Here is a 24,483-nt window from a genome sequence, read left to right on the forward strand (position 1 = left end):
GCCCATGCGCACCATCAGTTCCCAGTCCGCGCGCCGGATCGCGCTGGCGGCGCAGGGTTTCGCCGATCGCGCTCCCCGCACCACACCGACCAGGACACACCTGCGTAGGGTGCTGTCCCGGACCCAGCTGTTCCAGCTCGACTCGGTCAACGTCGCATTCCGCGCGCACTATGCGCCGTTGCTGGCTCGGCTGGGCCCGTACCCGACGCGGGTGGTCGACGACGCCGCGTGGTCGGATTCGGCGCGCAGGCCACGCATGCTGGTGGAGTACTGGGCGCACGAGGCCAGCCTGATCCCGGTGGAGGACTGGCCGTTGCTGCGGTTCCGGATGCGCGACCTGGAGCGGCACTACCGCGAGCACCCCCGGTCGGTGCTGCACACTTCCGACGATGCGCCCCGGATCGCCGACGAGGTGCGGGCGGCTGTGAAGGAGTTCGGACCGATCGGTGCCGGGGCGCTGGAGCGTGAGCTGGGGCGGTACGGTGATCGCCGCACGCGCGGCACGTGGTGGGACCGCTCGGACGTCAAGCGGGTCTGCGAGTGGCTGTTCGCTATCGGCGAGCTCACTACAGGCACCCGCCGGGGGTTCGAACGATGCTACGACCTCCCGGAGCGGGTCCTGCCCAGCAGCGTGCTCACCGCCGGAGAGATCGACACCGCCGATGCCGTGCGGGAACTGACCGCCAAGGCCGCCGTGGCGCTGGGTATCGCCACCGAAGGCGACCTGCGTGACTATTACCGGATCGAGCCGGCGCGCAGCAAGCGCGCCGTCGCCGAGCTGGTGGAGGACGGTGTCTTGGAACCGGTCGCAGTCCAGGGGTGGCGCGAGCAGGCTTACCGGCACGCCGCGGCGCGGGTGCCGCGCGCGGTCACCGGAAGGGCACTGCTGTGCCCGTTCGACCCGCTGATCTTCAACCGCGAACGCACACGGCGGCTGTTCGGTTTCCACTACCGCATCGAGATCTACGTCCCCGCGTCGCGGCGGACCTACGGTTACTACGTGTTCCCGTTCCTGCTCGACGGCTCGCTCGTCGCGCGGGTCGACCTCAAGTCGGACCGGACGGCAGGCGTGCTGCGCGTGCAGGGGGCATTCGCCGAGCCCGGGGTGGATCTCGGTCGGGTCGCTGCCGAACTGGCTGGGGAGCTGCGGTCGACAGCGGAGTGGCTCGGACTCGGCGAGGTCGTCGTGGCCGAGCACGGTGACCTGGCAGGGAAGCTGCGGTCGGCGGTGCGCGGGCGTTAGTCGGGCTCCCCCTCCTGTTGGTGCTGCTCCCCCTCCTGCCGGTTGTGGGGGCGGTACGGCGTCCATGGGCCCGTGCCTTGCAGCGCCGATTGCAGTGCCTGCGAGACATAGGTGTTCAACGACACTCCCTGCGCCGCGGCCGCGTCCTCCGCCTTGCTCTTGAGCTGGTCGAGCAGCCGTAGCGTCATCCGGCTGATGTCGCCCTGCTGAGTGCCTTCGCTGAACGGAGCGGAGTTCGGGGCAGCCCCGGCCTGCGGGGGCCCTGACGGGCTGACCACGACACGCACGTCGCGGCCCCGCAACCGGACGTCCACCTCGTGGTGCTCCAGTTGCGCGCTCACCTCGGCGGCCAGGTCGGAAAGGGCGGTCATCAACGTCAGCCGCATCGCGGGTTCGAGGGCACCCGAGAGCGTCTCCGCAGCCTTGCGGGTGTGCTCGTCTCCCGCCGCCGCGGTCGCCGTGAGGTCCTCGCGCAACGAGGAGATATACGGTGTCAGGTCCATGACATCACAGTGACAGCACAAGTGACATCACGTCAACGCTGCGCGTGGGGCCGCGACGGTGGGGGTGAGCCGAAGGACTCCTTCGGTACCGGATATGTACCCAAGGGGCCCTTCGGCTCGCCCCGGACGCCGGGAGGTGGTTCGGCAGTCGAGACCTCCCTGGCGGGAGGCCCCGCCTGCCGAATGGCGTCCGGACCAACCGCTGTGTCCCCCTTCGAGCTCTGGTCCGGACGCCGGGAGGTGGTTCGGCAGTCGCGACCTCCCTGGCGGGAGGCCCCGCCTGCCGAATGGCGTCCGGACCAACCGCTAGGCTCAGTGGGTAAGCCCTGAGCGGGCACTGCAGTCGAGATACGGGGATCGGTGCTAACAGTGGCAGAAACGGTATCGCCGAAGGTCCAGCTCGTCGCCAAGACCGAGTTCTTCCCACCCCCGGACATCCCGTGGTCCACCGACGCCGATGGTGGTCAGGCCCTCGCGGAGTTCGCAGGCCGAGCCTGCTACCAGTCGTGGAGCAAGCCCAACCCGAAAACGGCCACGAACGACGGCTACCTGAGCCACATCATCTCGGTGGGGCACCTGTCGGTCCTCGAACACGCGTCGGCCAGCTTCTACATCACCGGCATCTCGCGTTCGCTGACCCACGAGCTGATCCGGCACCGGCACTTCTCCTACTCGCAGCTCTCGCAGCGCTACGTTCCCGAGCGTGAAGCGGCGTTCGTGGAGCCGGAGGTCATCGCCAACGACCCCGAGTTGCACGAGAAGTTCCTCGCCGCCGCCCAGGCCAGCCAGGACGTCTACAACGAGCTGCTCGCCGGGCTGGAGCAGCGGTTCGCCGACGAGCCCAACGCGACGCTTCGGCGCAAGCAAGCGCGGCAGGCCGCCCGCACCATCCTGCCGAACGCCACCGAAACCCGGATCGTGGTGACCGGCAACTACCGGGCATGGCGACACTTCATCGCCATGCGCGCCACCGAGCATGCCGATGTCGAGATCCGCGGGCTCGCCGTGGAATGCCTGCGGCAGCTCCAGAAGGTCGCGGAGAACGTGTTCGCCGACTTCACCATCTCGGCCCTGCCCGACGGCACCGAGGTCGCCAGTTCCCCACTGGTGACCGAGGGCTGAGCCGATGCGCAGGCTCGCGATCGACGTAATGCCCGGCGAGTACGCCGTGGCCCGGCTCGACGCGCACGCGGAAGTGCCCACCGAGGTGTTCGCAGGGGCCGCGGGCTCGCTGGTCTCGGTGACCCGGACCGGCGAGGAGATCTCGGTGATCGGCCCGGCCGGTGTCGTGGCCGAGCTCGCCGGTGACACCGGCGTCGTGGAGCGAGGGTGGCGGCTGTTGTCGATACGGGGGCCGCTGGAGTTCACGCTGACGGGCATCATCGCGGCGATCGCCAGCGAGCTCGCCGCTGCCGGGGTGGCGCTGTTCTCGCTGTCCACCTTCGATACCGATCACGTTCTGGTCCGGCAGGACAACCTGACGCGTGCGACTCTCGCGTTGCAGGACGCCGGGCACGAGGTGCACGGGACGTAACGGATGCTGCTGGGGAGAGGTGAGACACGGTGACCGGCGCTTACGGTGTCGGCGACCACACGGACGGGCAACCGACGGATCCGGCAGGCGCTCGAGTGATCGCGGACCGCTACGTGCTGAAGCGCGAGTTGGGCCGCGGCGGCATGGGTGTGGTCTGGCGTGGGTATGACCAGGTGATCGGCCGCGAGGTCGCGATCAAGGAGATCCGGCTGCCGGAGGACGACGGGGGCGCGGTGGCCGCCAGGGTGCTGCGCGAGGTGCGCTCCGGGGGGCGGCTGTCCGATCCGACGGTGGTCACCGTGTTCGACGTGGTCACCCAGGGCGAGACGACGTTCATCGTGATGGAGCTGGTGGAGGCTCCGACCCTGGCGCAGCTGGTGGCCGCGCGTGGGCCGCTTCCGCCCGCTGAGGTGGCTGCGATCGGTGAACAGGTGCTCTCGGCGTTGCGGGCGGCGCACGATGCGGGGATCGTGCACCGCGACGTCAAACCGGGCAACATCATGGTCGGCGCGGCCGGTCGGGTGAAGCTGACCGATTTCGGGATCGCCCAGGCCGTCGACGATCCGCGGCTGACCACCAGCGGAACGCTGGTGGGTTCGCCAGCGTTCATGGCTCCGGAACGGGTGTCCGGGCGGGAGGCGGTGCCCGCCTCGGACCTGTGGGCGCTGGGTGCCTCACTGTTCTTTGCGGCAGAAGGGGTGGTGCCTTTCGAACGCGACTCGACGGCGGCGACGCTGCACGCGATCGTGTCCGAAGTGCCGTACCTGACGAGGGTGCAGGGGCCGCTGGCATCGGTCATCATGGGTTTGCTGGCGCCGGACCCGCGCGGCCGCATCTCGGCCGAGCAGGCGCGGCGGCTGCTGGTCCTGACAGGCAGCGGGGCGGGCCAGCTGGGTGCCCCGCCGCCCCAGGCCGTGGGCGGTAGGCAGCAGCCGCCGAACACGATGGCGGTCACCGCGCGGTCGACCGGCCCGGCCGCTCGGCCGCGCCTGCGGTGGCGCCTGGCCACGGCAGGTGGCGCCGTGGCCGCGGTAGGGCTGCTGGCAGCGGGCACCGCCTTCGGCCACTGGGTCGGCAGTCCCACCGAGGACGAGGCCCAGCTCCCCACGCTCACCAGAGGGAGCGAAGACGACGCCGACATCGCCTTCGGCTTCGACGGCGCGAGGGACGGCATTTGCGGCGTGGGGCAGATCGAGCCCGGGCGTCGGGTCACCGGCACCAACCAGGTCGACTGTGATGAGCCCCACGACTACGAGGTCTTCGACGTGGTCCGCAGCGTGGCCAGCAGCGACTCCCTCGCATCCCTCGGTGCGGATGGGATCCACCCCGAGTACCCGGGGGAGGAGGCGCTGGCCGAGTACGCCGAGCAGCGCTGCAAGCTGGCATTCGAATCGGACGCCATTGTGGCCGAGTACCAGGAACGGCCGAAGCAGGAGGTGCTCAGCTACCGAGCGCTCATCCCCACCGAGGAGCGCTGGACCAGGACCGACGAGGACGGCGAGCCGCGGAAGCTGTACCACGTCACCTGTGTGGTCACCCACCGCGACGGGGATCAGCTCGAGGGGCGGGTGAGCCGGTACCTGGAGTGAATGCGCGGGCAGGTACGCACGCTCCGGCCCGGCAGGGACGGGCGCGGGTCACGAGGTAACGTCTGGGGCATGCCCACAGCGTCAACTCCGCAGGCCCCCAGCGCCGCGCCCGGCCAGCCGTTCGGCCGTGTGATCACCGCCATGGCGACACCGTTCGACGCCGAGGGCGAGCTCGACCTGCACCGCGCGGCCGAGCTCGCCGAACACCTGGTGGAACTGGGCAATGACGGCCTCGTCGTCAACGGCACCACGGGGGAGAGCCCGACGACCAGTGACCGCGAGAAGTCCGACCTGGTGCGTGCCGTGGTCGAGGCGGTCGGTGACCGGGCCACCGTGATCTCCGGGGCGGGAAGCTACGACACCGCGCACAGCGTCGAGCTCGCGCGCGGCGCGGAGAAGGCGGGCGCGCACGGGATCCTGGTGGTGACGCCGTACTACTCGCGGCCAACCCAGGCAGGTTTGCACGCTCACTTCACCACCGTCGCCGACGCCGTCGACCTGCCGGTGATGCTGTACGATATCCCGCCGCGGTCGGTGGTGCCCATCGAGGTGGACACGCTGCGCAGGTTGGCCGAGCACCCCCGTATCCTCGCGGTGAAAGACGCCAAGGGCGACCTGCTGGCAGGCAGCGAGGTCATCGCCAACACCCACCTCGCCTACTACTCGGGGGACGACGCGTTGAACCTGCCGTGGCTGTCGGTCGGCGCGGCCGGTGTGGTGAGCGTGATCGGTCACGTGGTGGCAGGCAGGATCCGGGCCATGATCGAGGCGTACGAGAATGGGGACACCTCCACCGCTCGTACCAATCACCGAGGCATGCTGGCCGTACTACGTGCCTTCTCGCGGGTGGGCGGCGTGGTGTTCGCCAAGACGGCGTTGCGGCTGCGGGGTTTCGAGATCGGCCAGCCGCGACTCCCGCTGGTGCCTGCGAGCGAGGAGGTCGTCGACGCGATCTCCGCGGACCTCACGCAGGCCGGGGTGCCGCTGGGTACGAAGGAGGCCGACTGGCACGGTGCGCGAGTCGCCCACACCGACTCAGCTGCCGCGTACATCGCACCGACGACACACACCAGCGTGGGGAACTATCCACAGTGAGCGACGAGAACCAGAGTTTCGGGCCGGGGCCGACGAAGTCACCACCCCCGCTGCAGGACGGCGGGTTGCGCACTGTCGCGCTCGGCGGTATCGGCGAGGTCGGGCGCAACATGACGGTGTTCGAGCACGCCGGGCGGCTGCTCATCGTGGACTGCGGGGTGCTGTTCCCTGAAGATGAGCAGCCAGGAGTGGACCTGATCCTGCCTGATTTCCGGGCGATCGAGGACCGGCTGGACGACGTGGACGGCGTGGTGCTCACCCACGGCCACGAGGACCACATCGGGGCGGTGCCGTTCCTGCTGCGGATGCGCCCCGATCTGCCAGTGTACGGCTCCCGGTTCACGTTGGCTCTGCTCGAGGCCAAGTGCCGGGAGCACAAGCAGCGCCCCTCGCTGACCCAGGTCAGCGAGGGCGAGCGTGTCGCGGTCGGCGGGTTCGACATCGAGTTCTTCGCCGTGAACCACTCTATTCCGGACGCGCTGGCGCTGGCGATCCGCACCAGCGCGGGTACCGTGCTGCACACTGGCGACATCAAGCTCGACCAGCTGCCGCTCGACGGCAGGCTCACCGACCTGGCGGGTTTCGCCCGCCTCGGCGAGGAAGGCGTCGACCTGCTGTGCATCGACTCGACCAACGCCGAGGTCCCCGGGTTCGTCACCCCGGAGCGCGAGATCGGTCCGGTGTTGGAATCCGCGCTCAGTCAGGTCAAGCAGCGCGTCATCGTGGCCTGCTTCGCCAGCCACGTCCATCGCGTGCAGCAGGTGCTCGACGTGGCGCACCGGCACGGTCGCCGCGTGGCGTTCATCGGCCGCTCCATGGTCAGGAACATGGGCATCGCAGCCGACCTCGGCTTCCTGCAGGTTCCGGAAGGCCTGCTCATCGACGTCGACGAAGCCGCCAACCTGCCGGAATCGAAAGTGATCTTCGTCTCCACCGGCTCGCAGGGTGAGCCGCTGTCGGCGCTGTCACGGATGGCGCGCGGTGAGCACCGCAACATCAGCCTGCGGCAGGGGGACACCGTGATCCTGGCCAGCTCGCTGATCCCCGGCAACGAGAACGCGGTGTTCCGGGTGGTCAACGCGCTGGTGCGGCTGGGAGCGACGGTGGTGCATCAGGGCAACGCCAAGGTGCACGTCTCAGGGCACGCCTCGGCAGGGGAGCTGCTGTTTCTGTACAACGCGATCCGGCCACGCAACGCGATGCCGGTTCACGGTGAGTGGAAACACCTCAGGGCCAACGCTGAACTCGCCGTACAGACCGGTGTCGACCGGAGCAACGTGGTGATCGCCGAGAATGGTGTGGTCGTGGACCTGGTCGACGGGCATGCCCGGCGCACGGGACGGCTCGAGGTCGGGCACGTCTACGTCGACGGCCTCTCCGTCGGGGATGTCGGTGAGTCCACACTGTCCGATCGCCTCATCCTGGGCGAGGGCGGGTTCATCGCGATCAACGTCGCCATCGATCACGCCACAGGGCGCGCGGTTTCGCCCCCCACCGTCTCCGGGCGCGGGTTCTCCGACGACCCCAAGGCGCTCGATGAGGTCGTACCGCTGATCGAGATGGAGCTCTCACGAACCGAGTCCGAGGGCATCGTGGACACCCACCGGGTCGCCCAGGCGGTCCGCAGGGTGGTGGGTAAGTGGGTCGGCGAGACCTACCGGCGACGCCCGATGATCGTGCCGACGGTCATCTCGGTGTGATTCCCGGTTTCCAGGGACTCGACCCGTCCGTGGGTCGGGTGGGGTCGACGAAGCGCGGGCGGTCCGGCTCGGCATAACGCAGCGGTACCAGCCCATCGACGATCCGCTGCATGATGCGGCGGTGGGCGCGCATGCCCGCCCCGGGTCGGTCGGGTTCCACGTCCGACAGATCCACCGGCGTCCCGAAGTGCACCCGGAACGTGGGGCGTCGCAACGGCGAGGTCAGCCCGGAGCGGGCGAGCGGCACGATGTCGGCGAGGCCGGAGACCGTCTCGGTTCCCCAGTACACTGCCTCGTGTGCGCCCCACTGGCTGATCGGGATCACGGTCGCCCCGGACGCCAGCGCGAGCCGTGCCGCGCCGGTCTTGCCGCGTTCCGGCCAGAGTCCCGGATCGCGGCTGATGCGGCCTTCCGGGTAGACCAGCAGCGGGGGCGCGTCGGGACGCACCTGCTCGGCCGCGCGTGTGAACTGTTCGAGCACGCTGCCCTTCCCCCGATCCACCCGCAGGTGCCCGCTCGACCGGAGCGCCTTGCCCAGCACCGGCGCGTCGAGTAACCCGCCTGCCAGCATGAACCGGGGTGCCAGGCCGAGCTGCCTGCAGGCGGCCATCAGCACCATCGGGTCGAACACGCCGATGTGGTTCGCCGCGAGCAGTAACGGGCGCTGCCGCGCGCGCTCCGGCACCGAGCCAGTGACCACCAGGTCACCCGCGAGCCGCACCATGGCGGTGTCCGCGGCAAGGAGGCTGCGCCAGATCGCGGGGGTCACGGTGGAAGCGGCCATCGGATCTTCGCTGACTTTCGCATGAGCCACCTGTCCTGTTCCTGCGACGCGTGTCAATGAGTGACCGGTAGCGCCCGGCGCGCCCGGAATCCGGCACGGACGCCGGTTTCGTGGGCCGCGATCCGGGTTTTTCATGGTATGTGGCGGGTTCGGTCGCCCGTTGACGGCCTGTCCGCCCCCATGTCACCCCGGGATTCTGATACACACAAGGGTATGGCGAGCGGAACCGGAACACGCAAGCGACGCGGCGCCCGCGCGACGGGTACGGCCAGCCGTTCGCGCAAGGCGGGGGGCGCGACACGTACCGGTTCGAACGCGCGGAAGGGCGGTGCGCGCAAGCGATCCTCCCGTTCCTCCGGCGGGTTCGGCCGAGCGATCCGCGCGAGCTGGAACGTGGCGGCGAAGGGAATCGGCGGGCTCGCGCGTACCGTAGGCCGCACCAGGGAACTTGAGCCGGAGCACCGCAGGGACGGGCTGGCCCTCGGGTTACTCGCGTTCGCGCTCGTCGCCGGCGTCGGCGTGTGGGTGCGCGCGGCAGGTCCGGTCGGGGACTGGGTGAATATCGCCGCACGGAGCGTATTCGGCGCGGGCGCGCTGTTCCTGCCGCTGGTGCTGGTGCTGGTGGCGACGCTGCTGATGCGAACCGAACCTCGCAGGGAAACGCGCCCCCGGTTGGTGATCGGCTCGCTGATCATCTCGGCAGCCACCCTCGGCCTGCTGCACCTGTTCCTCGGCAGGCCGAGTGAACACGAGGACATCATGTTCGCAGGTGGCTGGGTCGGTTGGCTGGCAGGCGACTTCCTCGCGCGCGGCGTCACCTGGTGGGTCGCGGTTCCGCTGCTGGTGCTCGCGCTGCTGTTCGGGGTGCTCGTGCTGACCGCGACGCCGGTGCGGCAGATCCCGGAACGGCTGCGCACCTGGGGCATGGACCCAGAAGAGGCGCAGGCCGAGCGGTCGGCGTCCGGTTCGACCGCGACGGGACGGGACCGGGGGCGCGACGCCGAGGCGGATCCGGAGTCGGTGCGGCTGCGCAAGCCCGCGCGCAGGCGGCAGGGCACCGGCGCGGGCGACACCGCGGAGCTGCCCGCCGTCGACGACGGATCCGGCGCGGCCGCTGCCGCGGGAACCGCTGCGGGCACCGCGGAACAGCAGGCGTCCGCGCCGACCGCCGGGAGGAAGAAGACCACCGGGAACCAGCAGCCGGAGCCCACGATCTCGGTGACCCGCACCGTCGAGGGGGACTACACGTTGCCGCCGCTCGACCTGCTGACACGGGGTGGTGCGCCGAAGGGGCGGAGCAAGGCCAACGAGTCCATGATCGAGGCGATCCGCGGGGTCCTCGACCAGTTCAACGTCGACGCCGACGTCACCGGCTGCGTCAGGGGACCGACGGTCACCCGGTACGAAGTCGAGCTCGGCCCCGGGGTGAAGGTCGAGAAGATCACCGCGCTGACCAAGAACATCGCCTATGCGGTGGCCACCGACAACGTGCGGTTGCTCGCGCCGATCCCCGGGAAATCGGCGGTGGGCATCGAGGTGCCCAACAGCGATCGGGAGAAGGTGCACCTCGGTGACGTGCTGCGCTCGCAGGAGGCGGTTGCCGACAGCCATCCGCTGGTGATGGGGCTCGGCAAGGACATCGAGGGGCAGTTCGTGACCGCCAACCTCACGAAAATGCCGCACCTGCTGGTCGCCGGGTCGACCGGTTCGGGTAAGTCCAGTTTCGTGAACTCGATGCTGGTGTCGCTGCTGGCCCGTGCCACCCCGGACGAGTGCCGGATGATCCTCATCGACCCGAAGATGGTGGAACTGACCCCGTACGAGGGGATCCCGCACCTGATCACGCCGATCATCACCCAGCCAAAGAAGGCCGCGGCCGCCCTTGCTTGGCTGGTCGAGGAGATGGAGCAGCGCTACCAGGATATGCAGGCCAGCCGGGTTCGGCATATCGACGACTTCAACGCCAAGGTGCGTTCGGGTGAGGTGACCGCGCCGCCGGGCAGCGAGCGCGAGTACCGCCCGTACCCCTACATCCTCGCCATCGTCGATGAGCTAGCGGATCTGATGATGACCGCCCCCCGCGACGTCGAGGACGCCGTGGTGCGGATCACCCAGAAGGCCCGAGCCGCAGGCATCCATCTGGTGCTGGCCACCCAGCGACCATCAGTGGACGTGGTGACGGGTCTGATCAAGACGAACGTGCCGTCCCGGCTGGCGTTCGGCACCTCCTCACTGACCGATTCGCGGGTGATCCTGGACCAGCAGGGTGCCGAGAAGCTGATCGGTATGGGTGACGCGCTCTACCTGCCGATGGGAGCCAGCAGGCCGGCACGGCTCCAGGGGGCGTTCGTCGACGACAGCGAGATCACCGAGATCGTGCGGTTCGTCAAGGAACAGGCCGAGCCGGATTACACCGAGGGGGTCACCGCAGCCAAGGCCGCGGAGAAGCGGGAGGTCGACGAGGATATCGGCGACGACCTCGACGTGTTGCTTCAGGCCGCGGAGCTGGTCGTCAGCTCGCAGTTCGGTTCGACCTCGATGCTGCAGCGCAAGCTCAGGGTCGGTTTCGCCAAGGCCGGCAGGCTGATGGACCTGTTGGAAAGCAGGGGGATCGTCGGGCCGTCCGAAGGGTCCAAGGCGCGGGAGGTAATGATCAAACCGGAGGATGTGAACTCGGCGCTCGACCTGATCCGGGGTGGGCCTAGCGAGGAGGAACCGGACCAGGACTGAGACCGTCCGGCGGTAGCTCGAGCAGCATGCGGGTGTTGCCGAGCGTGTTGGGTTTGGCGAACGGCAGGTCCAGGAACTCCGCCACGCCCGGATCCCGTGATCGCCGCATCTCCTCGTAGACCTCGGGCGGCACCGGGGTGCCCTCGATCGGTACGAAGCCGTGCCGGGAGAAGAACTCGGTCTCGAAGGTCAGCACGAAGATCCGTGGCAGGCCCAGTTCCCTTGCCTGCTCGATGAGCCGGACGATGAGCTTGTCGCCGATGCCGCGGCGCCGTACGGAGCGATCGACGGCCACCGTGCGGATCTCGGCGAGGTCCTCCCACAGCACGTGCAGCGCGCCGCAACCCACCACTGAACCCCGCTGATCGGCCACCCAGAACTCCTGCACGTCCTCGTACAGCGTGACCAGTTCCTTCTCCAGCAGCACCCGTCCGGAGTAGGAGTCGACGAGTGCCTTGATCCGGCCGACGTCGGCGATGCGCGCGCGCCGCACAGTGATCTCGGGGTCATCGGTGTCGCTGTCGAAGGGTCCGCCAGGGGCGCCTGCTGGAATCGTGGGCACGGGATCAATCTAACGCCGACCGCAGCGCGTACACACCACACGTGGCCGGAAGCTACCCTGACCGTTGTGCTTGCGCTACGAATGCTTCTTCCCACCGGGCCCGCGCCGTCGGGCGCGGACCGCGTCCGTGCCACCGACGTGCCCGACCTGCGAGCCGCCTCGTGAGTGACGAGGCGGTGGGAGCCGGAGCGCCGGGAGAGGGCAGCCGCCCGGAGCGGGTGTCGCCGATCAACGTCGCGAACCTGTTGACGGTGCTGCGACTGGCACTGGTGCCGCTGTTCCTCATCGCCCTGTTCAGCGGAGAGGACGGCGACTACGGGTGGCGGCTGGTGGCCACCGCGCTGTTCGCGCTGGCGGCGCTCACCGACCAGGTGGACGGCTGGGTGGCCCGTAGCCGGGGGCTGATCACCGACTTCGGCAAGATCGTCGACCCGATCGCAGACAAGGCGCTCATCGGGGCGGCGTTGCTCGGGCTGAGCCTGCTCGGCGAGCTCCCGTGGTGGATCACGATCGTGATCATCGCCCGCGAGCTCGGGGTCACGTTGCTGCGGGTCATCGTGATCCGGCACGGTGTCATTCCGGCCAGCAGGGGAGGCAAGGCCAAGACCACGGCGCAGATCGCGGCGCTGCTGCTGTTCCTGCTGCCGCTTCCCTCGGTGCTGGATCCGGTGAGCTGGACGGTGATGGGGCTCGCGGTGTTGCTGACGGTGGTGACCGGGATCGATTACCTGGTGCGCGCGCTGCGGGCCGCGGCACGGCGTCGGGGTGACGACTCCGCCACGGTGGAGGAGTAATGGCAAGCGGCGGGCAGCGAGACCATGCCGCGGATACCACCACAACGCAGGTGATCACGTCGCTGATCGAGCGTGGTCAGACTGTGGCCACCGCGGAGTCCATGACGGCTGGCGCGGTGTGCGCGCGGCTGACGTCGGTCGCTGGGGCCAGCGCCGCCGTGCGGGGCGGGCTGATCGTGTACGCGACGGAGCTGAAAGCCCGGCTCGCCGGGGTCGACGGCGAGCTGCTCCGGCGGCACGGGCCGGTGCATCCGGAGGTGGCCACGGAGCTGGCAGGGGGAGCGGTCACGGTCTGCGGCGCCGACTGGGGGCTCGCGGTAACCGGGGTCGCGGGCCCCGGGCCGCAGGACGGCATCCCCAGCGGAACGGTTCACCTCGCGGTGGCGGGTCCGGGCGTGCGGGCGGTGCGCACGCTGCGCTCGGCGGCCGATCGTGCCGGGGTCCGCGCGGCGTCGGTGGCGGCCGCTGTCGAGTTGCTCCGGGAACATCTGCACTGACCTGTGCGTTCGCCTGTGGCGGAAGCTGTGGTACACGTATGCGCCGAGGGGGCGACTGTGGGTACCGTTGACAGCGGGTGTGACATCGGAAGGGAGGCCCCGCGATGACCGTGCTGCTGCGCGAGGCGATTGGTGATCGTCTGCGCCACGCCCGCACGAACCAGCGCCGTTCGTTGCGGGAGATCTCGCATGCCGCGCGGGTCAGCCTCGGCTACCTCTCCGAGGTCGAGCGCGGGCAGAAGGAAGCCTCCAGCGAGCTCCTCGCGGCTATCTGCGATGCGCTCGACATGCCATTGGCCACACTGCTGCGCTCGGTCGCCTCGGATGTCGACGCCTTGGGAGCGATGGCGATCGACGGCGCCGACTTCGACGGCCACCAGCGTCCGCCCCAGGAGGGCGCTGTCGAGGCCGAGGGCGGCGGCCTGCCCACCGCGATGGCCTCCACGGCCACGCGCTCTCGGACGGGCGGCGGCTTCGAGCGCCCGGGGGAGGGACGCTCCGTACCGGCCGTGCTGGCCTAGCCGTGTTCTCCAACCAGCTGTGTGCGCGCAGGCTACGCTGCTAGGGACGTCCGGCCCGTGTGCTCTGTCACCAACCCGGAGGGTGATCCGGGAGTGCCCGGAATTATCCCGGGGTGATCTGGAACGCGGCACCGTCACCTGACACGATGGAAGCAGGCCCGGCTCGTGCCATGGCTACCCGTCGTGAGCGTGCCGTACGCTCCGGGGGCGCGACGGAACCGGGCTATGAGAGGACCGGCACAGCGAGAAGGCAGGCGGAGGAGATGGCCAACCCGTTCGTGAAGTTCTGGAAGTACCTCATGGCTGCGTTCTCGTCGAAGGTCGACGAGCACGCGGATCCGAAGGTACAGATCCAGCAGGCCATCGAAGAGGCCCAGAGTAACCACCAGGCGCTGGCGCAGCAGGCGGCTTCGGTGATCGGTAACCAGCGCCAGCTGGAGATGAAGCTGAACCGCCAGCTCGCCGAGGTGGAGAAGCTGCAGTCATCGATTCGCCAGGCACTTACGCTCGCCGAGGAGGCCCGCGAGAAGGGTGACGAGAGCAAGGCTGCCGAGTACGAGAACGCCGCAGAGGGGTTCGCCGCGCAGCTGGTCACCGCGGAGCAGGGCATCGAGGATCTCAAGACGCTGCACGATGAGGCGTTGCAGGCGGCGAACCAGGCGAAGCAAGCGGTGGAGCGTAACCAGCAGGTGTTGCAGCAGAAGCTTGCCGAACGGACCAAGCTGCTGTCCCAGCTGGAACAGGCGAAGATGCAGGAGCAGGTCTCCGCGTCGTTGAACCAGATGACGCAGCTGGCCGCGCCGAGCAACACGCCCTCGCTGGACGAGGTGCGGGAGAAGATCGAGGCTCGGTACTCGACCGCGCTGGGTCAGGCTGAGCTCGCGCAGAACTCCACCCAGGGCCGGATGCTCGAGGTGGAGCAGGCCACCACGCAGCTGGCGGGTCACAGCAGGCTGGAGCAGATCCGCGCGTCGATGAAGGGGGAATCGAGCGGCGAGCTGACCGCCGGTCAGGAGGAGTCCCGGCAGGCGATCGAGTCCGGTGAGCAGTCGTCCGGTACCGGTGCCGGCCAGTCCGGACCGAGCGTGCAGGAGGAGATCCGCAAGCGCGTCGAAGCGGAGCAGCAGAAGAAGCAGGCCTGAGCGGGTGGGTGGCCATGGCGAGTGACCATCAGCAGGTCGGGGGCGCAGCGGGAGAGCGGCCCTCGGCTGGGCCTCCTGCCGCCGCGCGACAGCCGAACCCGCTGGCGGAACTGCCGGTGGTCGCCGATATCCGCGAGTCGCTCGCGCGGTGGAACGACCCAGCGGCCAGGTTGGAACGCCGCAAGCGGCGTACCTCGCGAGCGCTGACGGTCTGGACGGTGGTCACGCTGCTGTTCGGCCTCGCAGCCGTCGCGGGTGCCGTATCGGCCGGGCAGCTCACGGCGATGGTGTTCCTTGCCCTGGCTGGGTCGATCACGTTCGGTGCGGTCGCGGTGCGCTCGGGGATCCGGCTGCGTTCGTTGCACCGGCAACGCGTGCCGCCCGGGCGGTCCCGTGCCAGTTTGCCCGCGCCCGGCTCGGCGGCGCACGAACCGATGCGCAGGCTCGCGCGTGCCGAGTCGTCGCTCGACGAGCTGCTGGCCCAGTTGCGTACGGCAGACGGCGGCGGTGCGGGTGCGCCGGCGGACGGGGTACGCGGCACGGCCGATGAGGCCGCTCACGCGTTGCGTGGCCTCGCGGCACGGATCGAGGCGATCGAGCGGGCACGGGAGTCCGCCCCGGTATCGGAGCATGCCGCGTTGGACGCGGCGCTGTCGACGCTGCACGAGCAGCTCGAGGATGGGCTGGAGGGGTACGGCAGCCTGGTCGCGGCGGCGGGGCAAGCCGTGGCGGCGACCGATACCGGCCATGAGGGCACGCGCCAGGCGCTGGTGGATGCCACCGACCGGGTGGCTGGCCTGGCGATCGCGCTGCGCGAGCTGCGGTGACAGCCCTCAGCGGGCCGGAGCGCGCCCGATGGCCTTGTTGATGCCCTTCACCAGGCCGGGTCCCGAGTAGGCGAAACCGGTGTAGAGCTGGATCAGGCTGGCACCCGCGTCGAGCATGCGCAGCGCGTCGTCAGGGACGCAGATGCCGCCGACACCGATGATCGGCATGGTGCCATCGGTGGTGCGGTGGAGGAACCGCACCACCTCCACGGCGCGGGCCGCTAGCGGCCTGCCGGACAAGCCCCCGGTCTCGACAGCCATCCCGGCCTCGGCCGGATGCAGGCCGTCTCTGGCCAGCGTGGTGTTGGTGGCGATGATGCCAGCCACCTCGTGTTGGGCGCAGACGTCGAGCAGTTCGGCCAGCGCGTCCTCTGTGAGATCCGGTGCCACCTTCACCAGCACCGGGGTACGGCCGGTGCCGCGCTGCTCGGCCAGGCGCGCTGTCTCGTTGCGCAGCTCGGCCAGCAACTCGGCCAGCGCGCCACGGTCCTGCAACGACCGCAACCCCGGCGTGTTGGGGGAGCTGACGTTGACTGCGACGTAATCGGCGTAGGGGTGCAGCAGCCGCAGCGAGGTCGTGTAGTCGGTCACCGCATCGGCCAGGTCGGTGGCCTTCGACTTGCCGATGCTGATCCCGAGCGGCACGGTGGATTTGCCGGCCGTGGCGAGCCTGGCCGCCAGCGCCTCGGCACCCGCGTTGTTGAAGCCCATACGGTTGATCACCGCGCGGCTGCGCGGCAGCTGGAACAGCCGCGGTCGCGGGTTACCCGGCTGCGGCCACCGGGTGACGGTGCCGATCTCGGCGAAACCGAAGCCGAGTGCGGGCCAGGCGTGCGGCGCCGCGGCGTCTTTGTCCATACCGGCCGCCAGACCCACCGGATTGGCGAACCGCAGGCCGAACACGGTGACGGGCGCGTCGACGGCGTAGAGCTTGCGCAGCCCAGCCAGCGCGGTGGGTGTGGCGCTGAGCCGGGCGAGTGCGGCCAGCGTACGCTCGTGCACCGTTTCCGGGTCGCGACCTGCCAGCTGGTACAAAGCGGGTCGCAGCAGCGACCGGAAGAGACGCCCACTCATCGGGTACCGATCACCCCGTCGAGGCCGTGCCGGTGCCTGCACTGGCGTCGGAGTCGGTCACGTCTTCCTCGCGGAGTTCGCCCGACACCTCGTCCCAGCCATCGGCGTCGCCGGAGGGTGGCTCCAGGTGGTGCCTGCCACGGCGTGAGGACCGCAGGATGCGGGCGAGAACCAGGTTGAACGCCAGCGCGATCTCGCGGCCGCCCGGGGTCTGCCACTCGTGGATGGGGGTGCATGACCCGGAGGCCTGCTGCACGGCCAGCCGGTCGGGCAGCGCCACCGGCATCACCAGCGGACCGAAGCTCTCGCGCAGCTCCTGGATGCGGTAGTGATGCTCCTGCGACCGGTTGCGGAACTTGTTGACCAGCACGCCGAGCGCGCGCAACTGGGGGTTGTGCTCAGCGCGCGTGTTCTCGATGGCTTCGAAGGCGCGCCGGGCACCGGAGACCGCATACATCGTGGGTTCGGTGACCAGCAGCGCGCCGTGCGAGGCGGTCAGTGCCGAGCGCGTCAACCTGCCCAGCGAGGGTGGGCAGTCGAGGATTGCGAGGTCATAGGGACCCTGCTCGCCGGTGCCGTCCAGCAGGTGCAGTGCCCTGCCGAGGCCTTCCAGCGTGCGCGAGGTCGGGGCGGGCTCGTTGAGCGCCTCGACATCCTCGGAGCCGACCAGCACGTGCAGGTCGTCGCTCCACCCGCTGGGGGCGATGGCCTGGTGCAGTATGGGCGGCCGGGGGGTGGCCAGTACGTCCGAGAGGTTGCACTCGGACTGCTGCGGATCGAGAGTGGTTGTGGCGTTGCACTGCGGGTCGAGATCGACGACGAGGGCGCGACTGCCGCGGCGGAGCGCGGCCGAGGCAAGCCCCAGTGCCACGGTCGTCTTCCCGACGCCGCCCTTCAGGCTCAGCACCGCCACGGTCTGCACGCCCCCGAGCGTATCCGCTCGTGCGTACTCGCACCGCCCATGGTGGCCGATCCGGCCCCTGTGATGCGGCTGCCCGCCTTGTCGAGGCCCGTTGTGCAGCGGCGGAGCCGATAAGAGCCGGGTCGAGGGTGGGCGGTTCCTGCTGTACAGCGCGGCCGAGGGCAATCCCAGCGTGACGGTGGTCTTGCCGACACCACCTGCGAGACCGCGTGGCGCGAGCGCGTGCGCACCCGGGAGCATAGGCTGCCAGGGACGCGCTCGCTGACCTGCTGCGTAGCGCTCGCGGCGGCATGACACGATCGATGCATTCACCCGGGGTACGCAGCCATACCGGAGTGAATCCCGGCCCGGCGTGGCGGGGCGCAGATCGTCCGGAGCGAACAGGTATACGGTGAGAGGCCATGCGAAACGACACCTCGGCGGTCCTCGGTTCGAGCGCGGTCGGTCTCGCGCTCGAGGCGGAGCTGGCGCGTGCGCGCGAGCGCGGCAACGCCGATCCCCATGTGGTCGACGTCGGTGGTGGCAGTGGCGGTTGGGCGGTGCCGCTGGCCACGCAGGGCTGCCGGGTGACCGTCGTCGAGCCGAATCCGAACGCGATCGCGACGCTGCAGCGACGCGCGGACGAGGAAGGGGTGCGCGACCACATCGCCGTCGTCGCCAACGATTCGGACGCGCTGGCCACCGAGATCGAACCGGGTACAGCCGATCTGGTGCTGGCGCATGGCTTACTCGAGGTGGTCGACGACCCGGCGGGGACGATGGCGGCGCTGGCCGCGACCGTCACCGAAGAGGGAGCTGTCTCGGTGTTGACGGCCAACAAGCACGGGGCGGTGCTGCACAAAGCCCTGGCAGGCAGGTTCGCGGAGGCGCGCCAGCTGCACGCTGCGCAGGCAGGCGTGGTGCACGACGACGGTGAGACGTTGCTGCGCAGGTTCGACGTGGACGGCTTGCGGGCGCTGCATCACGCCGCCGGGCTCGATATCGTGCTGGTGCAAGGTGAGGGTGTGGTGCCGGACTCCGCGCACGACACGCACGATCCCGAACTCGCGGAGTTCGAGCGCGCGACGGCGGCCTCGCCGCCGCTACGCGACATCGCCAGCAGGCTGCACGTGCTGGCGCGCCGCGTGACCTAGGTGTGACGTCGGCGCGGCATCGGCATCGCGCTGGCGTGGTGCCGTCGTGGCGCCGTCACGACGGACGGTGTCGTGACATGCCGGAGGGGACACGCGATGGGCCGGAACGCCGAGCTGCCACCGGAGCTGGCGCGTTTCCGGGTTTCGCGGCAGGCAGGGCAGGCCGGGGACGTCGGTGCCGGGGAAGGCCCGGACGACACCGGCTGCCACGTGCTACACATCGACATGGACGCGTTCTTCGCCGCCGTGGAGTTGCGGACGCGCCCCGAACTCGCCGACCGGCCGGTCATCGTGGCGGGGGATGGGCCGCGATCTGTGGTGCTGTCGGCGAACTATCCCGCCCGTCGCTACGGGGTGCACTCGGCGATGCCGGTGGCCGGGGCGTACCGGCGCTGCCCGAGGTTGACGCTGTTGACACCGACGCCCGGTGCCTACCGCGAGATCTCGCGCGGGGTGATGGACATCTTCCGGGCCGTGACGCCCCAGGTCGAACCGCTCAGTCTCGACGAGGCCTTCCTTGACGTCGGCGGTGCACTGCGCCGTCTGGACAGGACACCGGCAGGGATAGCCGCCGACGTCCGCGAGGAAGTGGCTGCCGCGTACGGCATCACCTGCTCGGTCGGGATCGCCCCGGTGAAGTTCCTGGCGAAGCTGGCGTCGAGCATGGCCAAGCCGGACGGCATGCTGGCCGTGCCTGCGGCGCGGGCACTCGAGTTCCTGCACCCGCTACCCGCGTCGGCGCTGCACGGGGTCGGCGGCCGGACCACGGCATCGCTGGAGCGCCTCGGGGTCCACACCATCGGCGATGTGGCGCACACACCACTGCCGCGGTTGCGGCGTGCCATCGGCGCGGCCGCGGCAGGTCATGTCCACGCCCTGGCGTGGGCGCGTGACCCGCGGCCGGTGGTAGCCGATGCCCCCGAGAAGTCGCTCGGGGCAGAGCACACCTTCGACACGGATCGCGACAGCCGCGCCGAGCACACCAGGGAACTGTTGCGGCTAGCCGACCGGGTCTCGTCGAGCCTGCGTGGCAAGCGGCTTCGTGCCCGGACGGTGGCCATCAAGGTGCGCTTCGCGGACTTCACGACGATCACCCGATCGCGTTCGGTTCCGGTGCCGACGGATGTGACGCGGGAGATCTACCGGTGCGCCCGAGACTTGCTCGGCGAGTGCGTCCCGCCCCGTGCCCTGGTTAGGCTACTCGGGGTGCGTGCGGAGGGGCTCGTGGATGCCCGTTCCGGCGAACAGTTAAGCTTTGCCCCCGACGGATCGCGGTGGCGGGATGCCGAGGTGGCGGTGGATGATGCTCGTCACCGCTTCGGTGCGGCAGCCGTGCGTCCGGCGTCCTTGCTGCCGCCTAGCGGGGGCGAGGATCGGCGTTGATCCGTCGCGTCGGGAAATCTACACACGTGTAATGCCGGTTAGGGTAGTCGCGTACGCGAGGTGCTCGTATCCTGGACAGTGAAACCACCGGCCGCTGGTGGGCAGACAGGATCCGTCGAGTTGCGCCGCGCGGCGTGCGCGACATGCTGCGGGAGGTTGAGGACGATGCCACTCTCCGAGCATGAGCAGCGTATGCTCGAGCAGATCGAGCAGGCCCTGTACGAGGAGGACCCGAAGTTCGCCACGAGCGTGCGCGGGACCCGCGTGCATAGGCCTAACCGGCGCAAGCGGATCCTCGGCGTGGCGCTCTTCCTCGTGGGTGCCGTGTGCCTGCCTCTCGGGGTGATGCTCGACCTGCGCCTGGCCGAGGTGCCGTACCTGAGCGTGCTGGGCTTCCTGATGATGTTCATCGGTGTGCTGGTCACCATCGCCTCGCTGCGGCCGCCGCAGGCGTTCCCGACCGACGACGAGGACGGCAAGAACGACCAGACGGGTTCCAGTGGTAAGGACAAGGAATCGCGGAGTTCCTTCGCGCAGCGGATGGAGCAGCGCTTCAAGCACCGCTTCGACGACCGGTGAGCGCCCAGCGCCAGACCCTTTCCAGCGGCTTCAGCGACTTCCAGCGGCCTCAGGGCCTCCGGTGCCGCATCCCGGGGGAATCAGCCGCGGAAGGTGAGCACCGACGGCGGGAGTACCCGGCTGCCGAGCGGTAGCGGGCTGCTCGTGGCCAGGCTGTGACGTAGTCGTTCGAACGCCGTAGCCAGCTCGCTTCCGCTGCGCGCTCGTGCGGTCTCGTCCTGCGGCCCATACCAGGCTCGCTCCCACCGGGCCACCATCGTGTCGAGCTGTTCGGCGGCTTCGGAACCGAGCTGGATGTGATCGGCGACGCGCCGGGCCGCGGCGCGTGCCGTCTCTGTCGTGCCGATGGTGATCCGCCGGTCCGCGCACTCGTCGAGGAACTCCTGCCACGCCGCTCGGGGAGCGCGATCGGGATCGGTGGTCAGCGTGTGCAACCTGGTCATTCGCTTGCCGTCCCGCAGCAGCCACGGGGCAGCCACGCAGGCCGTGGTGACCGTTGCCGCCAGCGCCAGCCACCCCGAGACCTGCCAGAGCAGCAGTCCGGATCCCAGAAGACCGGTGCCCGCGGTGGCTCCCGGCAACCACGTCGCGGCAGCTGCCAGCCATCGCGGTGGGATGCCGGAGGCAGCGGTGGCGCGTGCTCGCGGGGTGTGCCGCCTGCTGAGCGATGCCGCGGCGGCCAGAGCCCCGGTCAGCAGCAGGAGTACCCCGCCTGACCAGCGTGTCCACGGTGGCGGCGCGCCAGAGGACAGTACCCCTGTCGCGATGTGCGCATCCTCGCTGGCCGCCGCGTCCGGTGATCCTGATTCGTCACGCGGGACGTTCTCGCCCGCGCGTTCCTCCGGCGCGCCCGCGGCCTCGTCGTCCTGCCCAGGGGGCTGGTCGCCCTCGACCTCCAGGTACGGCGGGACGGTGCTCCGACCGTCGTCCAGCGGCGTCGGGTCGAAAGCGACCCAGCCGTGCTCCTCGCCGAAGTACACTTCCACCCAGGCGTGCGCGTCGCGCGAGGTGATCACCCGTTGCCCGTCGCGCTGCTCGCCCGAGGTGAAGCCCAGTGCCACGCGGGCTGGTATGTCCAGAGTGCGCACCATGACCGCCATGGCCGAGGCGAACTGCTGGCAGAAACCTCGCTTGCCGTGCAGCACGAAGTCGACGAGGGCGTCGCTGTCGGAGGCCGGTGCGGTGCTGGTGTCGTAGGTGAAACCCCCGTCGGACATGAAGTACTGCCACAGCGCGCTGACCTGGTCGAAGGGAGTGTCCTCGCCCGCGGTGATCTCCTCGGTCCTGGCGACGATGCGCGGGTCGACGTCGGCGAGCTCGGTGTAGACGGGGGCGGGCTCGGCGGGTTGCGGTGCGGCGGTACGGAGCTCTGCTGCTTCCGGAGTGGGCAGCAGCGCGGTCACGGTGTACTCGGGCGGCTGCTGGCGGTGTTCGCTGAACACGGCGCCGCTGAGCGCGTCGTAGTACCAGCCGTCGCCGATCCCGTCCAGCGCGAGTGGCGTGCCGTAGATCGGCAGCCAGACGTCCTCCCACTGCACGGGTCGGATGGTGATCTTCTGGGTGCGCCCCTCGGGATCGGCGCCTGCCACCTGGAGCCGCTCGGTCGCGGGTACCCCGGCGGGCAGCGAGTCGCGGTCAGCGAGGGTCCAACCTTCCTTGGGTCGGAAGGTGTCCAACGTGAACGCCCGCATGAGCTGCCGCTCTTCGTCGAGACCGTCGACACGGAAGAGCTCGCGTTCGGTGTTCTGTTCGAGCATGCCGCGTAACGAGACGAAGGGGTCGAGTCCCATACCGGCGGAGCCGCTCTGCTGGCCGTCCCGTCCCGGCAGGTTGCCGACGGTGCCGATACCGGTGAACACCGAGCCTGCGAGGAGGCCGCAGACGACCGCCACGGACACCAGCGCCGCGGGTGCGGGGATCGACCGTGCGGCCGCGGCGGCGCGCGGCCGGTCCGCCTGGCGGGGCACCCAGCGGCGATGGTTGCCGTGCACGGTGATCATCAGGGCGAAAGCCGAGGCTCCGAGCACGAACGACCACCACGGCAGCATCTCGGAAGACAGTGAGGCAGGCACCGCGTAGACACACAGCAGGGCGAGCCCGGCTGCGGCCGGTGCTTCGGTGGCCACGGCCAGCGTGTCCACCAGGATCGCCACCAGACCGATCGCGAGCGTGCAGAGCAGCAGGATCCCGGCGGTGGCTTCGACCGGCGGGGAGGACGTGCGGATGTCGTCGCCCGCGGAGAGGATCAACCCGTTCAGGTCGGCGAGCGCGGCGGGGCCGGGGAGCACGGCGGCAATGCCGTGGTCGCTGAACATGACGGTGACCGCGCAGGCCAGCACGCCGAGCTGGGCGAACCCGACGACGATGGCGGGGAAGCCGAGCAGTCGCAGCGCCACGCCGGTTCCCGTGACCAGCGTCACGGGAACCGCGATGACCGCGATCCACCAGATGCCCGCGATCACGCTCGCCAGGGCGGTGGCGGAGGCGAGCGTGGCCAGTGCCGCCAGGATCCCGGCGAGCACATCGTTGCGGTGTGCCGCGGCGGAACGGCCCCGCGACCGTGTGGTGCCGGTGTCCGGCGCGCTCATGGCGACCCTCCGGTGACCGGTGCCCGGGGCGTGCTGGTGCAGATCCGCGTCCAGACCTGATGCATGTCCGTCCCAGGGGTGACGACGCAGGTATCCCAGCCCGCGGCCTGGAACTGTTGTGCCGCGTTGAGCGCGGGCGCGTCACCGTCGGCGCCGTCCCCGGTACCGTCAGCCGCCCACGACGGGGTGTCGAGCAGCACCGCGAACCCGGCCGCCCCCGGCCTGCGGTGACGGCACAGCCGCTCGGCTGCGGCTTCCCCCACCCCGCCGAGCACGGCGATCAGCGCGCCGCCGCCTGCCGGGTCGTGGCCTGTGGTGATCTCCCGCTCGTGCGATGCGCGCACCTCGGCGAGCGCGTCGAGCAGCAGGTCCTCGTGTTCGGAGGTGCCGTGACTCGGTAGTTCGGCCAGCGGGGTGGCGAGGTGGTTCACCAACCGGACGCCGTGTCCCCCGCGGCGCAGCCGCAGGCAGGCGCTCGCGACGAAGGACACCGCCCACTCCAGGCTGGCCGTGGTGCCGGTTCCGGCGTGGGCGGCGGCGCGGTGGTCGAGCATGATGGTGGTGCTGCCGTGGCGTGGCCGTTCCTCGAGGCGGACCATGAGCTCGTCGCGGCGGGCAGTGGAGGGCCAGTGCACCCGGCGCAGGTCGTCACCGTGCCGGTACTGGCGCACGACGGCGTCGGGGTCGCCGATGCCTGCGACCCGGCCTGCCGTGCCGCGATCATCGATGCCCAGCGAGCCGCCGAACGGGAGGCCCGCCAGTTCCACGGTGGCCGGGATCACGGTGATCCGCGAAGGGCCGAGCAACGGTCGGTCGACCTCGCACAACCCGAAGGGGTCGGCGATCGTCGCGTGCAGCGTGCCAATGTGGTGCACGCCGCGCAGTACGGGGCGGAGGGGGTACGACAGCGGGACGGACCTGTCGTGGGGCAGCCGCTGGACCACGAAGCGTGGTCGGGCGCCGAGTCCGTAGGGAACGCCGTCGGTGATGATGGTCTGCCCGGCTGGCAGCCGCCCGCTGCGCCACAGATCGATCCGCACGGCGCATTCCGCCCCGGCGGGTACCCGCTGGGGGAACGGCTTGCGCTGGGCGTGGATGCGGACCTGGGTCACTGCCAGCAGCACGACGGCGAGCAGGGGCAGCGTGATGACGAACGCCGCGACACGGAGCAGCTCCCGCTCGTTCAGTGCCCAGGCGCACAGCGCTGCGGCCAGGCCGGCCGCGAGCAGGCACCGCCCCCGCGTGGTGAGACCGAGCACCGCACGCAGCAGGGTTCGCAGCTG

21 protein-coding genes and 1 pseudogene are annotated in these 24,483 nt (G+C 70.1%); 15 read left to right on the plus strand and 7 right to left on the minus strand.

Features of this window, described 5'->3' with window-relative positions:
- Positions 1-4: 4 nt before the first annotated feature.
- On the plus strand, positions 5-1,243 hold the full coding sequence (locus F8178_RS06665; protein WP_317493778.1) for a DNA glycosylase AlkZ-like family protein: 1,239 nt from the start codon (positions 5-7) through the stop codon (positions 1,241-1,243).
- Here the strand turns inward: F8178_RS06665 and F8178_RS06670 are convergent.
- Entirely contained in the window at positions 1,240-1,746 is a 507-nt protein-coding gene (locus tag F8178_RS06670; RefSeq protein ID WP_317493779.1) for a toxin-antitoxin system HicB family antitoxin, read from the minus strand. The two genes, F8178_RS06665 and F8178_RS06670, sit on opposite strands and share 4 nt — an antisense overlap.
- A 369-nt stretch (positions 1,747-2,115) precedes the next feature.
- On the opposite strand from F8178_RS06670, the gene thyX reads away from it, so the two are divergent.
- The 5 genes from thyX (at position 2,116) to F8178_RS06695 (ending at position 7,664) form a co-directional block, all read left to right on the plus strand.
- Complete coding sequence (gene thyX, locus F8178_RS06675; RefSeq protein ID WP_317493780.1) at positions 2,116-2,868, plus strand: FAD-dependent thymidylate synthase; 753 nt, start codon at positions 2,116-2,118, stop codon at positions 2,866-2,868.
- Positions 2,869-2,872: 4 nt separating this feature from the next.
- Positions 2,873-3,280: an ACT domain-containing protein gene (locus tag F8178_RS06680; RefSeq protein WP_317493781.1), complete on the plus strand. Its 408-nt coding sequence runs from the start codon at positions 2,873-2,875 to the stop codon at positions 3,278-3,280.
- A 29-nt stretch (positions 3,281-3,309) separates the two neighbouring features.
- The gene (locus F8178_RS06685; protein WP_317493782.1) at positions 3,310-4,869 is read left to right on the plus strand and encodes a protein kinase domain-containing protein; all 1,560 of its coding nucleotides are present in this window, start codon (positions 3,310-3,312) and stop codon (positions 4,867-4,869) included.
- A gap of 69 nt (positions 4,870-4,938) precedes the next feature.
- A complete protein-coding gene (gene dapA, locus F8178_RS06690) occupies positions 4,939-5,964 on the plus strand; it encodes a 4-hydroxy-tetrahydrodipicolinate synthase (RefSeq protein WP_317493783.1) in 1,026 nt (341 codons plus the stop codon).
- Positions 5,961-7,664, plus strand: a complete 1,704-nt coding sequence (locus F8178_RS06695; protein WP_317493784.1) for a ribonuclease J — start codon at positions 5,961-5,963, stop codon at positions 7,662-7,664. The genes dapA and F8178_RS06695 overlap by 4 nt, the downstream gene beginning before the upstream one ends.
- Here the strand turns inward: F8178_RS06695 and F8178_RS06700 are convergent.
- Positions 7,651-8,448 (minus strand): lysophospholipid acyltransferase family protein, encoded by a 798-nt coding sequence (locus tag F8178_RS06700; RefSeq protein WP_317493785.1) that lies wholly within the window; start codon positions 8,446-8,448, stop codon positions 7,651-7,653. The two genes, F8178_RS06695 and F8178_RS06700, sit on opposite strands and share 14 nt — an antisense overlap.
- A 213-nt stretch (positions 8,449-8,661) precedes the next feature.
- Between F8178_RS06700 and F8178_RS06705 the strand changes: the two genes are divergently transcribed.
- Positions 8,662-11,178: a DNA translocase FtsK gene (locus tag F8178_RS06705; protein WP_317493786.1), complete on the plus strand. Its 2,517-nt coding sequence runs from the start codon at positions 8,662-8,664 to the stop codon at positions 11,176-11,178.
- Here the strand turns inward: F8178_RS06705 and F8178_RS06710 are convergent.
- Positions 11,150-11,731 (minus strand): amino-acid N-acetyltransferase, encoded by a 582-nt coding sequence (locus F8178_RS06710; RefSeq protein WP_317493908.1) that lies wholly within the window; start codon positions 11,729-11,731, stop codon positions 11,150-11,152. The two genes, F8178_RS06705 and F8178_RS06710, sit on opposite strands and share 29 nt — an antisense overlap.
- Positions 11,732-11,916: 185 nt before the next feature.
- Between F8178_RS06710 and pgsA the strand changes: the two genes are divergently transcribed.
- From pgsA to F8178_RS06735, 5 genes and pseudogenes are all read left to right on the plus strand, one after another.
- Complete coding sequence (gene pgsA / locus F8178_RS06715; protein WP_317493909.1) at positions 11,917-12,534, plus strand: CDP-diacylglycerol--glycerol-3-phosphate 3-phosphatidyltransferase; 618 nt, start codon at positions 11,917-11,919, stop codon at positions 12,532-12,534.
- Positions 12,534-13,031: a CinA family protein gene (locus F8178_RS06720; protein WP_317493787.1), complete on the plus strand. Its 498-nt coding sequence runs from the start codon at positions 12,534-12,536 to the stop codon at positions 13,029-13,031. Before pgsA ends, F8178_RS06720 begins: the two co-directional genes overlap by 1 nt.
- 104 nt (positions 13,032-13,135) lie before the next feature.
- The gene (locus F8178_RS06725) at positions 13,136-13,552 is read left to right on the plus strand and encodes a helix-turn-helix transcriptional regulator (protein WP_317493788.1); all 417 of its coding nucleotides are present in this window, start codon (positions 13,136-13,138) and stop codon (positions 13,550-13,552) included.
- A gap of 263 nt (positions 13,553-13,815) precedes the next feature.
- A pseudogene (locus F8178_RS06730) lies at positions 13,816-14,541 on the plus strand (PspA/IM30 family protein); the annotation flags it as partial.
- A 167-nt stretch (positions 14,542-14,708) separates the two neighbouring features.
- On the plus strand, positions 14,709-15,521 hold the full coding sequence (locus tag F8178_RS06735; protein WP_317493790.1) for a phage shock envelope stress response protein PspM: 813 nt from the start codon (positions 14,709-14,711) through the stop codon (positions 15,519-15,521).
- Between the two features lie 6 nt (positions 15,522-15,527).
- Here the strand turns inward: F8178_RS06735 and F8178_RS06740 are convergent, their stop codons facing one another.
- Both F8178_RS06740 and F8178_RS06745 read right to left on the minus strand, forming a co-directional pair.
- The gene (locus tag F8178_RS06740; RefSeq protein WP_317493791.1) at positions 15,528-16,595 is read right to left on the minus strand and encodes a quinone-dependent dihydroorotate dehydrogenase; all 1,068 of its coding nucleotides are present in this window, start codon (positions 16,593-16,595) and stop codon (positions 15,528-15,530) included.
- 10 nt (positions 16,596-16,605) lie between these two features.
- Entirely contained in the window at positions 16,606-17,517 is a 912-nt protein-coding gene (locus F8178_RS06745; protein ID WP_317493792.1) for a ParA family protein, read from the minus strand.
- A gap of 401 nt (positions 17,518-17,918) precedes the next feature.
- Between F8178_RS06745 and F8178_RS06750 the strand changes: the two genes are divergently transcribed.
- From F8178_RS06750 to F8178_RS06760, 3 genes are all read left to right on the plus strand, one after another.
- The gene (locus F8178_RS06750) at positions 17,919-18,650 is read left to right on the plus strand and encodes a methyltransferase domain-containing protein (protein ID WP_317493793.1); all 732 of its coding nucleotides are present in this window, start codon (positions 17,919-17,921) and stop codon (positions 18,648-18,650) included.
- 96 nt (positions 18,651-18,746) lie between these two features.
- Complete coding sequence (gene dinB, locus F8178_RS06755) at positions 18,747-20,033, plus strand: DNA polymerase IV (protein ID WP_317493794.1); 1,287 nt, start codon at positions 18,747-18,749, stop codon at positions 20,031-20,033.
- Positions 20,034-20,198: 165 nt separating this feature from the next.
- Positions 20,199-20,612: a DUF3040 domain-containing protein gene (locus tag F8178_RS06760; protein ID WP_317493795.1), complete on the plus strand. Its 414-nt coding sequence runs from the start codon at positions 20,199-20,201 to the stop codon at positions 20,610-20,612.
- An 80-nt stretch (positions 20,613-20,692) separates the two neighbouring features.
- Here the strand turns inward: F8178_RS06760 and F8178_RS06765 are convergent, their stop codons facing one another.
- Positions 20,693-23,200, minus strand: a complete 2,508-nt coding sequence (locus tag F8178_RS06765) for a DUF3488 and transglutaminase-like domain-containing protein (protein ID WP_317493796.1) — start codon at positions 23,198-23,200, stop codon at positions 20,693-20,695.
- Positions 23,197-24,471 carry a DUF58 domain-containing protein gene (locus tag F8178_RS06770; RefSeq protein ID WP_317493910.1) on the minus strand — a complete coding sequence of 425 codons (1,275 nt, stop codon included), beginning with the start codon at positions 24,469-24,471 and terminating at the stop codon, positions 23,197-23,199. Before F8178_RS06770 ends, F8178_RS06765 begins: the two co-directional genes overlap by 4 nt.
- Between the last annotated feature and the right edge of the window lie 12 nt (positions 24,472-24,483).

Source organism: Haloechinothrix sp. LS1_15 (assembly GCF_033042135.1).
GTDB lineage: Bacteria > Actinomycetota > Actinomycetes > Mycobacteriales > Pseudonocardiaceae > Haloechinothrix.